This is a genomic window from Candidatus Sarmatiella mevalonica (genome assembly GCF_016751895.1).
Lineage (GTDB): Bacteria > Pseudomonadota > Alphaproteobacteria > Rickettsiales > Rickettsiaceae > Sarmatiella > Sarmatiella mevalonica.
On the sequence record NZ_JACVVM010000031.1, the window covers coordinates 1 to 14,561 of the forward strand.

General features: G+C 39.5%; 15 protein-coding genes. 9 read left to right on the forward strand and 6 right to left on the reverse strand.

Annotation, left to right across the window (positions count from 1 at the left end):
- The coding region (locus tag Sarmat_RS03485; RefSeq protein WP_341826604.1) for a transposase family protein at positions 1-200 on the forward strand (200 nt) is incomplete at its 5' end.
- Between the two features lie 245 nt (positions 201-445).
- A complete protein-coding gene (locus tag Sarmat_RS03490) occupies positions 446-775 on the forward strand; it encodes a hypothetical protein (RefSeq protein ID WP_202149447.1) in 330 nt (109 codons plus the stop codon).
- Positions 776-1,031: 256 nt separating this feature from the next.
- On the opposite strand, the gene Sarmat_RS03495 is transcribed toward Sarmat_RS03490, so the two are convergent.
- The 6 genes from Sarmat_RS03495 to Sarmat_RS03520 form a co-directional block, all read right to left on the reverse strand.
- Entirely contained in the window at positions 1,032-2,315 is a 1,284-nt protein-coding gene (locus tag Sarmat_RS03495; protein WP_244127118.1) for an NADH-quinone oxidoreductase subunit D, read from the reverse strand.
- A gap of 134 nt (positions 2,316-2,449) precedes the next feature.
- Positions 2,450-3,031 carry an NADH-quinone oxidoreductase subunit C gene (locus Sarmat_RS03500; RefSeq protein ID WP_202149448.1) on the reverse strand — a complete coding sequence of 194 codons (582 nt, stop codon included), beginning with the start codon at positions 3,029-3,031 and terminating at the stop codon, positions 2,450-2,452.
- 28 nt (positions 3,032-3,059) lie between these two features.
- A complete protein-coding gene (locus Sarmat_RS03505) occupies positions 3,060-3,536 on the reverse strand; it encodes a NuoB/complex I 20 kDa subunit family protein (protein ID WP_202149460.1) in 477 nt (158 codons plus the stop codon).
- Positions 3,537-3,743: 207 nt separating this feature from the next.
- Complete coding sequence (gene fliQ, locus Sarmat_RS03510) at positions 3,744-4,010, reverse strand: flagellar biosynthesis protein FliQ (protein ID WP_202149449.1); 267 nt, start codon at positions 4,008-4,010, stop codon at positions 3,744-3,746.
- A 29-nt stretch (positions 4,011-4,039) separates the two neighbouring features.
- Positions 4,040-4,621 (reverse strand): cell cycle transcriptional regulator TrcR, encoded by a 582-nt coding sequence (locus tag Sarmat_RS03515; protein WP_202149450.1) that lies wholly within the window; start codon positions 4,619-4,621, stop codon positions 4,040-4,042.
- Positions 4,622-4,656: 35 nt separating this feature from the next.
- Entirely contained in the window at positions 4,657-6,378 is a 1,722-nt protein-coding gene (locus Sarmat_RS03520; RefSeq protein ID WP_202149451.1) for a ribonuclease J, read from the reverse strand.
- A gap of 389 nt (positions 6,379-6,767) precedes the next feature.
- Here Sarmat_RS03520 and fliI point away from each other — a divergent pair, with 389 nt between their 5' ends.
- The 7 genes from fliI to Sarmat_RS03555 all read left to right on the forward strand — a co-directional run bounded on the left by fliI (position 6,768) and on the right by Sarmat_RS03555 (position 14,333).
- Positions 6,768-8,108, forward strand: a complete 1,341-nt coding sequence (gene fliI / locus Sarmat_RS03525) for a flagellar protein export ATPase FliI (protein WP_202149452.1) — start codon at positions 6,768-6,770, stop codon at positions 8,106-8,108.
- 12 nt (positions 8,109-8,120) lie between these two features.
- A complete protein-coding gene (gene dnaN / locus Sarmat_RS03530) occupies positions 8,121-9,302 on the forward strand; it encodes a DNA polymerase III subunit beta (RefSeq protein ID WP_202149453.1) in 1,182 nt (393 codons plus the stop codon).
- 143 nt (positions 9,303-9,445) lie between these two features.
- On the forward strand, positions 9,446-10,189 hold the full coding sequence (locus Sarmat_RS03535; RefSeq protein ID WP_202149454.1) for a MotA/TolQ/ExbB proton channel family protein: 744 nt from the start codon (positions 9,446-9,448) through the stop codon (positions 10,187-10,189).
- Positions 10,190-10,218: 29 nt separating this feature from the next.
- Positions 10,219-10,644: a protein TolR gene (gene tolR / locus Sarmat_RS03540; protein ID WP_202149455.1), complete on the forward strand. Its 426-nt coding sequence runs from the start codon at positions 10,219-10,221 to the stop codon at positions 10,642-10,644.
- A 26-nt stretch (positions 10,645-10,670) separates the two neighbouring features.
- Positions 10,671-11,870, forward strand: a complete 1,200-nt coding sequence (locus Sarmat_RS03545) for an energy transducer TonB (protein ID WP_202149456.1) — start codon at positions 10,671-10,673, stop codon at positions 11,868-11,870.
- 197 nt (positions 11,871-12,067) lie between these two features.
- Positions 12,068-13,399 carry a Tol-Pal system beta propeller repeat protein TolB gene (tolB, locus tag Sarmat_RS03550; protein WP_202149457.1) on the forward strand — a complete coding sequence of 444 codons (1,332 nt, stop codon included), beginning with the start codon at positions 12,068-12,070 and terminating at the stop codon, positions 13,397-13,399.
- Between the two features lie 85 nt (positions 13,400-13,484).
- Positions 13,485-14,333, forward strand: coding sequence for an alpha/beta fold hydrolase (locus Sarmat_RS03555; protein WP_202149458.1), 849 nt, complete (start codon positions 13,485-13,487; stop codon positions 14,331-14,333).
- Positions 14,334-14,561: the final 228 nt, after the last annotated feature.

Below are 14,561 nucleotides of genomic sequence, written 5' to 3' on the forward strand. Positions count from 1 at the left end.
CTTACTGGCAAAAGAAATACAACCATATTGTCTCTAAGAGGCGGATCAAGGTTGAGAATATTATTGCAGAACTAAAGAATTTTCGTATTTTATCTCATAGATATCGCAATAAGCGTAGGGGCTATAATCTAAAGTTTAATATTGTTGCTGGAATTGTTAATTTCAAAAATGATTTCGTTAATAAATTACTTGCTGCTTGATGCTAAAATAATCACGAACAACCTTCTTCACCCCTCGCATTAGCTAATTGTTAATTAAATACTTACGCAAGAGGTCTACTGAATTGAATCAATTATATGAGGCTATTTCTTATTTCTTTAAAATACCTAATTCAATCTAAATTACTATAGTTGTTTTAAGCTCTTAAAGGCTTTTACAATCTTGTCTCTGTGCTAAAAATAATTTGCAAGCAATAACTGAGTTGTTACATGTTGCAATAGACCTCTTGCATAACCTATTCCGTGAGGTAATTTTGTTGTCAAAACTCCTTTGCGCTCCTCATATACTAGAGTATGCTGCGGCGCTCAACATCATTTTTCCTAAAAATTTCTCTTTCATTTTTAGGTTATGCAAGAGGTCTAATGTGCATAGTGGGACCAAGCTCCCTTCTACCTCTACCAGTTGCTTGCTCTCACTTTTTTTAAAACTCTGCCTCCGTGTCTATGTAATGGAACGATTAAACCATCAACGAAAGCTATATCTAGAACTATTTCCTTTAAGCTTTGCAAATAATATAATAGCTTCCAAAAAAACCATTCTCACTACCTCTCCATGATACACCTGTCCTCAAAATGTATAATACTCCACAAAAAATTTACAATGACTTACTCTTACAGGACGACCTGATTTCTTCTGTTCTTTTATTATTGTTGACTTTATTAATTCTTTAAACTTGCTTACGCTTATTTTCGGTTTGTTGTCATAACTGACTCCTTATCTTCTCCTTGCTCAATTATTTTTACCACTTAATTTCTTCTAATTCAAATTATTTTGTTAACAGCGCCATAGATGCTGTGCAAGAGGTCTCTTATTCACCTATCCACTTCACCCATCACTATGTCGAGGCTAGCAAGAATAGTTACTAAATCCGCGATATAGTGCCCTTTAGCTATCTCATTTATAGCTTGCAAATGCGCAAAACTAGGGGCGCGTATTCTGCACCTTTCGGGCTTATTGCCACCATTTGATTTTAAGTATATTCCACACTCCCCCTTCGGCGCCTCCGTAGCCGAGTAAATCTCACCCGCGGGCACCATATAACCCTGAGTGTATAACTTAAAGTGATTAATCATGGCTTCCATAGAGCTATGCAATAATTCTTTAGGTGGTGGAGCGATGCGCTTATCAGAGGTTATCACCCTTCCTTTTGGCATTTTGGCAAGCGCTTGCTTGATGATGCTAAGAGATTGTTTAATCTCCTCCACTCGCACAAGATATCTATCATAACAATCACCCTTCGTGCCAATAGGTAGTGAGAAATCGAGTTGCGAGTATATTTCATATGGATTGCGCTTTCTCAAGTCCCACGCAACGCCCGAAGCGCGCAACATTGGACCGGAAAATCCCCATGCTAGCGCTGATTCTTTGCTCACCACGCCTATGCCAGATAGCCTTTGTATCCAAATTCTATTGTACGTTAATAAAGACAAAGTATCGTTAAATACTAAGGCGAAATTTTGTATAAATTTTTCTATATCAGATAATAACTCGTCATCTACATCAGCAGCCACACCTCCGGGTCTAATGTAGTTTGCATGCAAACGCGCGCCACATACTCTTTCCGAAAACTCCATAATTTTTTCGCGCTCTTCAAAGAGCCAGAGCATGGGAGTTGTTGCGCCAACGTCTAGCGCTTGTGTTGTGATATTTAGAATATGGTTTGCTATCCTAGTAAGTTCTAAAAACAAAACCCTAATAAACTGCGCTCTTTCCGGCACCTCACAGCCTAGTAACTTTTCTACGGCGAGAGCTAGCGCATGCTCTTGAGACATGGGGGAAACGTAGTCGATTCTGTCTAGAAATGGTGGAGCTTGCAGGTAGGTTTTATGCTCCAACAACTTTTCTGTACTTCTGTGGAGGTATCCTATGTAAGGTTCTACTTTGTGCACCACCTCGCCATCAAGGTGCAAAACGAGTCGCAGCACTCCATGAGCGGCAGGATGTTGCGGTCCAAAATTAATAACCGTTAAATGTTGAAGATATTCTTCTGCGCAGGTTTGCTCTATAGAGCCATTGCACAGCTTTGCTCCTAGTTCGAAATCCTCACCTAATTTCATACACACCTTAGCGTTATGTGCTTCGTATGCTTCTCGCATTTGCTCTTGACCTGACGCGAGTTTTGCGGAAGGTGCTATGTTCATGTTTTTCATTAAAGCATCTTAATTTCCTTCTTAACCCCTCTTAAGTATAAAAAATTTACCCACATCTATGTATAAACCTCCATTTCGTTTTATGGATTGCCGCGCCACCTAGAATCAAAATGAAAATCTTCTATTCTCACCTCCTCTCTTACCTGCTCATGCTCAATGGTTTGGGTAGCATTATTATAAAAAATCTCCACATTACCATAAACAGGAAAGTTTTTGCGCATTGGATGACCATCGAACTCTTCATCCATCAATATTCTACGCATATCTTTGCTGTTACTAAAATTAATGCCCAGCATGTCAAACACCTCTCTTTCATACCAGTTAGCACAGGGAAAGATGGAGTCGATAGATTGGATAGACCCATCATACTCTACAGTGGTTTTTATTATTACGCGCAAGTTAAGCGCGATGTTATTCAGGTTGTATACTACCTCTATCTGATTGTTTTGCACATCCATACCGAATAAATCTGTGAGACACAGAAAGTTTAGTTGATGTTTAAGAGACGAAATAAAGTAAAAGATTTGGTTTTTAGACACGGTATATGATAAATACTCATGGCTCAGACGACTTTTGACTGCGGAAAAAGCAATGGCATTTAAATCCACCATCAAAGTTAAGATTTTCTTTTGTAGTAGCCTAACGTCCAGTCTAATGTCCATACTAATATCTTATATCTACATCAATTGATTAATTTGACTCGTGCATTTTAGATTCGCGAATTTTGTTTTGTAAGCTTAAAATACCATGTAGTAAACCTTCCGGGGTAGGAGGGCAGCCTGGCACATACACATCTACAGGCACTATTCTATCACATCCCCTCACAACCGAATATCCTTCATAGTAATGCCCACCACCGTTGGCACAGCTACCCATAGAAATAACCCATTTTGGCTCTAACATTTGGTCGTATACCCTGCGCAGGGCATAAGCCATCTTGTTTGTGAGAGTGCCAGCAACTATCATTAAATCAGACTGCCTTGGGCTTGGGCGAAAAAGCATGCCAAAGCTATCAAGATCATATCTACTAGCGGCAGTTTGCATCATTTCTATAGCGCAGCAAGAAAGACCAAAAGTCATAGGCCAGATGGAATTAGAGCGCGCCCAATTAATCACCTCATCTAGTCTAGCTGTAACAAAACCTCCGGTAGAAGTTTTTCTATTCATTATTATCCATATAGTTTGTTGTGCAATACTATCTATGATAGCATAAACTTCGTAATAAGCTCGCAAATTGAAATATTGATATGTTGGAATTAGAATAAGAATCGATAGGATTGAATAAAAAGTGATACTTTTATATTTATTTATCAGAGTGTGAGGTGGTTCAAAAAATGAGAGACAAAATTGCTTGCGCTATATACGATGTATACGCTATATGTGATGTATAATGTGCTGCATGAGATGATCTACAAAAATCTGCAATTTAGTAATCATATACGGCATGCTAAACAACAGCATAAAATATATAGATAACATCTTAGGTACGAACGTCAGAGTATTTTCTTGAATTTGGGTTAAGGCCTGAAACAGAGAAATAATCACGCCTACAATAAGCGAGACTAACAAAACCGGCGCAGACATGGTGATGATAGTTTGTACAGCTTCTCTGCCCACATCATTCAGATAAGAAACATCCATAGCCTTACAACCTTATTTTTTTTATTCTTTTATTCATCAACTATTTTTTCAGACATATGTTGCACACTTCTGGCATTTTGGTCCTGCACTAACTTCATTAAATCATCGAGCTGTGTTTGTGTACAAATACCTAAGAGTACCGGATCCTTTGGAGTGATGTTAGTGATATTCCAATGCGTTCTATTTTTAATAGATTCTAAAGTACCCCTAGTTGTACCAACGAACTTAATAATTTGACTATCTGATATACCGGGACAATACTTTAATAGCCACGCTATCACGCTAGGCTTATCCTGCCTTCGCGCAACAGGCACATACTTTGATTTTCTACTCTGCTTTTTAACCCCAAGACTACTCAAACTACAAGGGCGCAACATAAGCTTAGCTTCGGTATCTCGCTCGCATCTATCAATTTCCTCCTTGGTGAGTTGAGATGAATATATTGGGTTCATGCCATGCATATCATATCCCGCCTCTCCATCGGCAATAGCTCCAACTTCTAGGATATGCAGTCCGCAAAACTCAGCAATTTGAGGGAAAGTTAAACGAGTGTTATGCACTAACCAAATTGCAGTGGCTTTTGGGAATAATGGTAGATTAGAATTAGTCATAAAAGTTATAATATAATGAAATTACAATCGGGTTATCAAATACGATCTACAGTTACTAAAACCATAGGAGTTTTACCTAATTTATTTCTTAAAATACGCCTGACGTATTGTCTAATAATAGTTTCCGCTTCTCTATTGTCTATAGCATATCTGCCAGAATTAGCAAAAACACCATCGCCTTTAGTGGCTAAATACTTCGATCTATGAGCAATAATTTCTTCTACGATACCAGACTTAACTGAGTCTATAAGATCAGAATCTAGTTTGGTATCTAGTAGGCCAGGAGTAAGGAAATTTGGTTTATGCACCACTTTATCATTTTTATTCAGAATCACATGTACTACGCAGATTCCCAAATCTCTAATTTTCCTCCTAGCTGTAAAAATATGAGAGTCGGTGGGAATTAAAAAATGCCCATCAACGGCAAGATAGCCCGTAGGCACTTTGCCAATGATACGCGAGTCATCCTGAGATAGCAGCACTACAGAGCCGTTTTCTACTTCGATTGCGGCAGGAACTCCGCTTCTTTTTGCAAGTTTGGCGTGCTCATGTATATGAAAAGGCTCGCCGTGTACAGGGATGCAGATCTTAGGCTTCGTTAGCGCATACATCATTTTTAGCTCCTCTACTGGAGGGTGACCCGACACATGCACAAAATGGCTTTTTTCAGTAATAATCTCTATTTTACTCTTAATTAATTGATTAAATAATCGAAAAATACGAATATCATTGCCTGGAATAATCTTTGATGAAAAAATAACAGTATCGCCGGGAGCGAAGTTAATAGACTTATGCTCATTATTAGCTATCTTTGCACACGCAGCTAATGGTTCAGCCTGACAGCCGGTTGCAACCACTAATACCTCTTCTCTTTTATACTTGCCGATATTACCTTCGTCTATCATATGGTCTAAATCTTGCAGATAGCCGCTAGCCTGAGCAGAACTTAGAACCCTATTGAGACTCCTGCCAGTTAACACCACTTTTCTTCCAACTTGCTTAGCTATGTCTATAACCATACTTAGCCTTGCTAGGTTAGATGCAAAAGTAGTAATGGTTACCATCTTTTTACACTCCCTCACAATGTTCACAAGACTAGCTTTCAGCTCTCCTTCGGAAAGAGACTTGCCCTGTTTAAACACGTTAGTAGAGTCGCATACGAGCGCAAGCACCCCTTCATTTCCGCAGGCTTCTAGGGCTTGAGTGTTACTCAAAGAGCCTAGCAGTGGATCGGTATCAAACTTCCAGTCCCCTGTATGCAAAACATTACCAGCGGCAGTACGCACCATAATAGCTTGCATCTCGGGTGCGGAGTGAGTAAGGCCTATCATTTCTAGCTCGAAGGGCGTTAGTGAGATTTTTGCTTCTGGTTCTACGGTTATTATTTTATCTTCGTATTTTACGCCAAACTCGGCCAACCTAACTTTCAAAAAATTTGCCGTAAAATTTGTAGCATATATATTACATTCTAATTTATCAATAAGGTACTGCACGCCGCCTAAATGGTCCTCGTGCGCATGCGTCAAAACTATACCAAGTAGATCATCTTTTTTTTCTACAATAAAATCTAGATTAGCCACTATCATATCTACACCAGGCAATCTATCGTCTGCAAAGCCACTGCCACAGTCCACCATGAGCCACTTGCCATGGTAATGATATAGGTTGACATTCATTCCAATTTCATTGGATCCGCCAAGGGGAATAAACAACAAATTATTCTCGTAATCGCGGAAATCAATCGAAGTATCCGACATATTCTTAAAACTCTTTCTATGTAAGTAAAAACCTTAAGGTTTACTACAGCTATTGGCATTACATCGCTCATAACATTATTAGCAAACACTTATTCTATACATTATATGTTATCGTCTTCTTTATATAAAAAGTCAATCGATAGATTATTCATTCTGTTCCTTATAAATAATAATTACTGAACCATCTCAAGCTTTAATAGCAAAATATTGTTAAAATAAGACTGCTTAAAAAAACTCATCATGCACAGTGTATGCGGATTTAAGTTTCAAAAACGATTCTGCAATTATACCGAAGAAAGATAATTTAAAAAATAATTTAATTTGATTAATCAATGGTGTTGATGTAATGTTATCCTTAATGGCACGCATTTTTACTGTGTATTCACATCATGAGTTTTATTAGAAATATAGAAGCTATATCAGACCGCATACAATCATTAGAAGCGGTTAAAACTTATGGCAAGGTTACGGCTGTGAGCGGTACGCTAATTAAATGTAGGGGGTTAGAGGATTTCACGGCCGTAGGTTCTAGATGCAAAATTAAAAGCAGCAAGAATTCGAAGTTAGAAGTAATGTGCGAAATCGTCGGTTTTGATGAGCAAACCACATACCTCATGTCTTTCTTTGATACAGAAGGAATAGGTGCTGGAGATTATGTAGAGGTGATATCTAATGCTAATATCATTAATCCACACATTTCTTGGGTGGGACGCATTATTAATGGTTTTGGTGAACCGATAGACAAACAAGGCCCATTAACTTATGGCAGTGAGCCTTATCAATTGCGCGCAGCTCCGCCATCTTCTCATGCAAGAACTAGAATAGGTGGTAAAATAGACCTAGGAGTGAAAGCGATTGACGTATTCACTCCTTGTTGCTATGGCCAAAGGATGGGTATTTTTGCTGGTAGTGGCGTTGGCAAATCAGTGCTAATTTCTATGCTTACCAAATATGCTCACACCGACATAAAAGTTATTGGGTTGCTTGGTGAAAGGGGAAGAGAAGTAAAAGAATTTATCGAAGAATCCCTTGGACCAGAGGGTCTTGCAAAAGCCATATTGGTAGTGGCTACTGGCGATGAATCACCACTGCTAAGAAAGCGCGCTGCCTTTGTGGCTATGGCTATAGCGGAATATTTCCGAGATCAAGGCAAAGAAGTGCTGTGCATCTTAGACTCCGTTACGCGTTTTGCTATGGCTCAAAGAGAGATAGGCTTGGCAATTAAAGAACCGCCAACCACCAAGGGTTATACTCCATCGGTATTTAGCGAATTACCAAGACTGCTTGAAAGAGCAGGTCCTGGCACGGAAGGCGTGCATATTACTGGCCTTTTTACTGTTTTGGTGGATGGGGACGATCATAACGAACCAATTGCCGATGCCGTGCGCGGTATTTTGGATGGGCATATTATTCTTGATAGATCTATAGCTGAACGTGGGCGCTTTCCCGCCATGGACGTACTGCGTAGCGTTTCTCGCGCTATGCCTCATTGCAATAACGAACTAGAGAATAGACAAGTAACTTTTGCAAGGCGCATGATGTCTGTTTATAGCAATATGGCTGAAATGATTAGGCTAGGAGCATATAAAAAGGGGAGTGATAGAGAGGTGGATGAAGCTATTAAATATTGGGACCAACTCGAAGATTTTTTGAAGCAAGCGCCAAATCAATATTGCAATATGCATGAGAGTTATATGCAATTGGGTGAAATTATAGGGATAGTTTCTTAAAAATTCTTGAATATGCAAAACACTGTTACTACTAATACTTCTTTGCCTTTGTTAAATTTTGCAATTAATACGAAGAGTTTTTTATATCATTTAAGTTTTGCTCACTCCGTTTTGCAAAAAAAGAGTTTGATAAATGTTAGTAATCAGGTGCAAATTAAAGCGCGGGATAATCAAATTACTCTCTTTGCATTAGATAACGACTTACATCTTACTCAAACCTTCTCTGCAAAAATCCTTCAGGAAGGTGCATTTGTTGCGCCCGCCGCTATTTTGCTCGATATAGTGCGCAAGATAGGGCATGACGAAGTTGTCATAGAGCAGATATCTGATACTCAACTAAAACTTTGTGCTCCTCGTTGTGAATTTAATTTAGTAATTAATCCACAGTCCATCGCTCCCGCCACCGACTCGCTAGATTGGCAATTTGAAATCAAGCTCAGCGTGGCAGAATTGTTAGTGTTAATAGACAGTACCGCATTTGCCATTTGCTCAGATGAAAGCAGGCTTAACATAAGCGGCCTTTGTGTTATACAAGAAGATGAGTATCTAAAAGCCGTTTCTAGCGACGGTCATAGGCTCGCTTTTGCTCAAATATGGACTAACGCTAACACCGCAACGAGTGCGAATTCAATCATTCCGCGCAGAACTGTGTTTGAGCTCACAAAAATTCTGAAGGATCAGAAGAATAACGCTGGTTTAGTGCGTATTAGCTGCAATGAGAGTCGAATAGAATTTGAATATAATAAAATTATTTTGCGTTCTCGCCTGGTGCATGCGCAGTTTCCTAACTATAAAAATTTTCTACCTAGTGGATTAGACAAAACTCTCACTATTGATACGCACCAATTTATTAAAGTGATAGAGCGTATTGCAGTAATCAATTTGGGCCAGTTTAAGAGCATAAAATTGCAATTTTTAGAGGATAGAATGTGCGTTAGCTCCTTTCAGGACGGGGCGGGTAACGCTAAAGAAGAGGTGTTATATAATAAGACAGAACAGGAGGAGGTATATTGTGAAGTAAACTTTTCATCGCAGTGGAATATTGGTTTTAACCCCAAATATCTTATTGAAGCACTACAAACCATCAGAACTACTAAGACAGTAATTTCGTTGCATGATGAATATAGACCAATTAAAATTCAGCCAGAAAACAACGATAATATTTTTTCTATCATAATGCCTGTGCGCATCTAGTTTGAGTTATTATTAAAAATAATATATAATTCCTGAGAGGTTTTGAACCTAGATGGGCTTTGATGTTAGGCGAGTCTATAAAATTTTATCCTTATCATATTGTTTATAATAAATTTTAATAAATCAAAATTTTACTTTAGTTAATGCAAAACGCAACGCAAAATACAGAATTAGGGCAAGATCAGATAATCGCTACTAACCTACACCAAACTTCGTTATTAGATATGATTAGCGCCACAGATAACATTAGCAAATTAATTATGCTAGTGCTTATCGCGATGTCTTTGATATCATGGGCTGTGGTTGTGATAAAATTTCTATACTATAGAGAATTTAAGAAATGCTTTAATAATTTTAACTCTTTGTTTTGGTCTGGGCTAGACCTAGAGCAGATTAGGCAAGAGGTAATACGTTCTCGTTATTCTGGGGCGGCTACTGTCTTTATTGCTGCCATGAATGAGTATAAATCTCTAGACAATCGCGCAGTCTATCGCGACCCGCTTATGAAGCTTAGCCTAAAGCAACGCATTGAGCAAGTTACGAGTATCGCTCGAGATCAAGAAACGCAAGAATTAAACCAGTATTTGGGTATTTTGTCTAGTATTGGCTCTAGCGCAACCTTTGTTGGTTTACTAGGAACTGTGTGGGGTATTATGTGTAGTTTTAGGGCGATTGCCGCATCACAAAACACCTCTTTGGCGGTGGTTGCGCCTGGCATTGCTGATGCACTGTTAGCCACAGCAATTGCTTTATGCTCTGCCATACCTGCGGTGATTTTTGCTAATTATTTCTCTATTAAGTCTAACGCTTTGTATTGTTTGTTTGACGATTTTACCAGACAACTCAATTCTATTATGTCTAAAATTATAGATGAAGAAGAGTTTTAGTATATTAAAGGTTATTCTAGAGGTGATTCATGATAGTTAATTTGCATAACACAGGCCGCGGACGCTCTAGAGGAGCATTGTTTACAGATATTAACATCACCCCCTTAGTGGATGTGATGCTGGTGTTATTGATAGTATTTATGATTACTGCCCCTATGCTAGTTTCTGGCGTTGCGGTGAACTTGCCTACCGCTCAGAGTAATAGTTTAAATTCTCAGGAAGATCCATTAGTGATAACCGTTGATAAAAACGGCGTGATTTTTTTGTTTAATACTTCGGTACCGCTTGATCAACTAACTCCCAAATTGATAGCTATTACAAAAGCAAATAAGGATACTAAGATTTTCGTTCGAGGCGACGCGGACGTCTCTTATGGACAAGTCGTTCGCCTTATGTCTCACATAAACAAAGCTGGTTTTTCTAAGGTGGCTTTAGTAACCAAGAGCGCTGATTAGCCTATCTTTGCTCATCTAAGTAGCTTATGAAGAAAAATTTTTGGAACAAGAGCGTTTTTCGTAATCACGGAGAAGATAAGTCTAATATACCCACTTCAGAACCTGCGCATAATAGATTTCTTCGGAAACCCGGGCATGAGGCGCGAATGCCAGGAGCATACGAAGCACAGAGCCGCAGCGTACATGAAGTACGTAAGGATTCACGCATCGGAGCGACAAAGCAGTTGCCATCAGGAGTAGAGTTTCGAAATAGGTCTAATGTTGACTATAGGCTTTGGTATGGCATTGGCGCTTCCTGCATCATGCATCTACTAATCTTTCTCTTTGGCACATCTAATCTATTTAATTATAGCTATGAGACGCAAGAGCAAGTGATGACAGTGGAGATGGTGCCGGTGAGCGAGATCTCAAATATCCGAACTCAAACTAAAGCTGTTGATGCTAAAGAAAAGGAGGAGGATGATTTGAGCGATGCAAAAAAGACCTCTGGCGCAGATATGAAGCAAGAAGCGCAAACTCCTCAACCTCAGCCCCAACCACAACCTCAAGATAAAACGCAGGTTTTGGAGAAGGAGGATGCGAAAACTTCTACAGAAGATGCTCTTAAGATGCTGGATAAGGAGATGGAGAAAATGGCGCTAGATGAAAAGCGCCAAGAAAGTAAGACAGAAGCTGCGAAAGAAAAGAAGGAGGAGAAAAAAGAAGAGCAAAAGGATAAAGACAAAAAAGAAGAAGTTAAAACTCCAGCTGAGACTAAAAACAAAAAAAAAGATAAGGACGTAGATCTTGACTCTCTTTTAAAGAATCTAGAGAAAGCATCAAAAGGCGATAACGAAAAAGGCAAGAAAAAGGTTGAGAACAAAAGCGGACAGGATGTGAGTGATGCTTTTGGGCAATATGATGCTAACAAGGGGCTTTCGATTAGCGAGAAGGCTTGGATAAAGCAGAAAATCGAGAAGGCTTGGAATCTGCCAATTAATGCCCAGGGCGTAGAGAAGGTGCAGATTGTGTTGCGCGTTATTTTAGATATATCTGGAGACCTAGTGGAGGTGAAGATTAAGGAAAGGCGTTGTAATGGTACTAGCCAGGGAGTGTGCCAAATGGTTGCAGATAGCGCGATGCGAGCCGTGGCTACTGCAGCGCCGTTTGAAAATTTAGACGAAAGACGATATAATCTCTGGCGCGAATTTGTTTTTTTGTTTGACCCAGGTGCTATACTTAAATAAGTAGCCTAGAGTAGCTTGGCCGCTAATAGACTTATTTTTCAAACTCTACTCCTGATAGCAACTGCGCCCGTCGCTGTCGATGTGCGAATCCTCACATGCCTCATGTACGCTGCGGTTCTGCGCTTTCATTCGCTCTTAATTGAGCGAGTTTGGAAAGAGATCTAATAAATCAATAAAATTTTAATAAGACGTTGGTTATGTTTATATTATTTTTTCTTCTTCTCTTTTCTTCAATTAGCCCGGTAATGGCAGAAGGAGAAGTAATTACTATTAATAAAGCGCAATATTCCGCTGTGCCAGTGGCAGTGAATGACTTTCAGGCCTTTAGCGGCGCTGACGCACTGCTTTGCGATAAAATAGTGGAAGTTATTAACAACGATCTTAAACTATCTGGTGCTATAAAACCTATAAAACGCGCAACTTTTATAGAAAATAAAACTGGCATTCGAAATCGCCCTCTGTTTGCGGCGTGGAAGCAAATTAGTGCTAATTTTTTAGTGAACGGCCAAGTAGAGCGTATCGGTAGAGAGATTAAGGTGAGCTTTATTTTATGGGATGTATTGTTGCAAAAAGATCTAGGTGGCTTTGCGTTCCAGATGCCAGATAGATTATGGCGCAGGGCTGCTCATAAAGTATCAGACCAAGTATATGAAAAAATAACTGGTCAAACAGGTTATTTTGATACCAAAATCGCATACGCCGCACAATTTGGTACTTATCTAGATAGACGTACGAAGATAGCGTTAATGGATTGGGACGGGGCTAATCATGAATATCTAACTGCTGGAGATGCGTTTGTTACCACCCCTATTCTTTCGCCTAAATCAGACAAATTGCTTTATGTTTCATATAAACAAAAAGTGCCTAAAATTTATATCAAAGATTTGCGATCGAAGAAAGAAAAAGTACTATCTAACTTGCCCGGCATGTCCTTTGCGCCGCGCTTCTCCCCTGACGGGAATTGTATTATTTTTTCCATTGCACGCGGGGGGTCTACTCATCTTTACGAAATGAATGTGCATAATGGGGAGTATAGACAAATTACTCATGGCAACAGCATCAATACTTCCCCAAGCTATTCTCCAGATGGTAAGCATATTATCTTCACTTCCGATAGGAGCGGTGGTGGGCAACTATATGTTGCTACTAGGGATGGCGGTAATTTACGGAGAATTAGTTTTGGTCAGGGTAGTTACCTTGGCCCCTGCTTCTCACCCAAGGGAGACTATGTAGTATTCACTAAGGTGAGTAGCGAGATTGGCTTTGGGTTAGGTATTATGAAACTAGATGAGGATATTCAGGCAAGTGGTGAGCGAATTTTAGCCACTGGATATTTGATAGAAAATGCATATTGGGCACCTAATGGTAGAACCATTATTTTTAGCAGGCAGGAGCCGCCGGTGGGCAGTAGGGTGCATAGTAAGCTATATATGATAGATGTGAGCGGGCATCATGAGCGCGAGGTGAATACTCCGGATAATGCTTCGAGCCCTTATTGGTCGCAGCCTTTGGAGGCTATGGGTATGTAGAGGATGAGATGCGATGGGGCTGAGCGCTGAAGATAATTTAATAAATATAAACAAACTATTATAAACCAAAATCAAAACGAATATCATGACAGAAGTATCGAGCGAGAAATTGATTGAAATTCAGAGAGAGAATTTTTGCTTAAAAGCTTCGATTGATGGTAGTGGAGCAGTGGCGATCGTTATTGGTAGTTATAAATATTATCCACGTACTTTTTCTAAAACCCTCAGATCAAAATTACGAATTGTTTGTACTGATACTCGTGGTTTTGCCGCTATATCTAACACTCATACAGAAAAAGATTTCACAAGTGATAAAATAGTTGAAGATATTGAGGTGATTCGAGTGTCTTTAGGCGTTGAAAAGATTATTCTTATCGGACACTCGATTCATGCTTTTATAGCACTCGAGTATGCGCGCGCCTTTCCAAAAAGAGTGACTCACCTCGTGTTGATTGCCTCAAGTCCCACTGCAGGAGCGGAGATTTACAAAGAAGCGGATCGATATTTCGAAGAATCAGTTTGCCCACAAAGGAAATCCGCATTTGCAATGAGTATGCAAGAATTCGCTAAAAGTAGCAATCAATCCTTTGTAAAACGCCTTCTATCGTTTGGCCCAAGAATCTGGTATGATTATAATTTTGACGCATCCCAACTTTGGGAAGGAGTGGAATTGCATGCTATTGGAGCGGGAATTATATGGGGTTCTATGTTTGTAGATTATGACATGTCTAGCGCTTTAACGGCAATTAATGCTCCAATCCTTTTAGCACTTGGGAGATATGACTACTTCAATCCTCCGCATTTATGGGAAAAATATCGCACTTTCTCGTCCGATCTTACAATTCGTGTCTTTGAAAAAAGTGGCCATACGCCTCAGCTTGAGGAATCTGATAATTTCGATGAGGAATTGATGAGGTGGTTAAGCTCTCATTAACCTCATATCAAAACTCTACTCTTAGAACCAGTCACGCAAAAGGTTGAAGTATTGGAGGGACATCGTTATGATTGGCATCAAAGGGAGGATATGAGATGTCAACGAGCTATACGAGTGATTTAACAGATGAAGAATGGGCCGTAGTCGAAAAGATAATTTACAAAAGAAGGGGGAAACAAGGCAGGCCGCCCCCTAGGGATGCCAGACGTTTATGGGATGGTATATTTT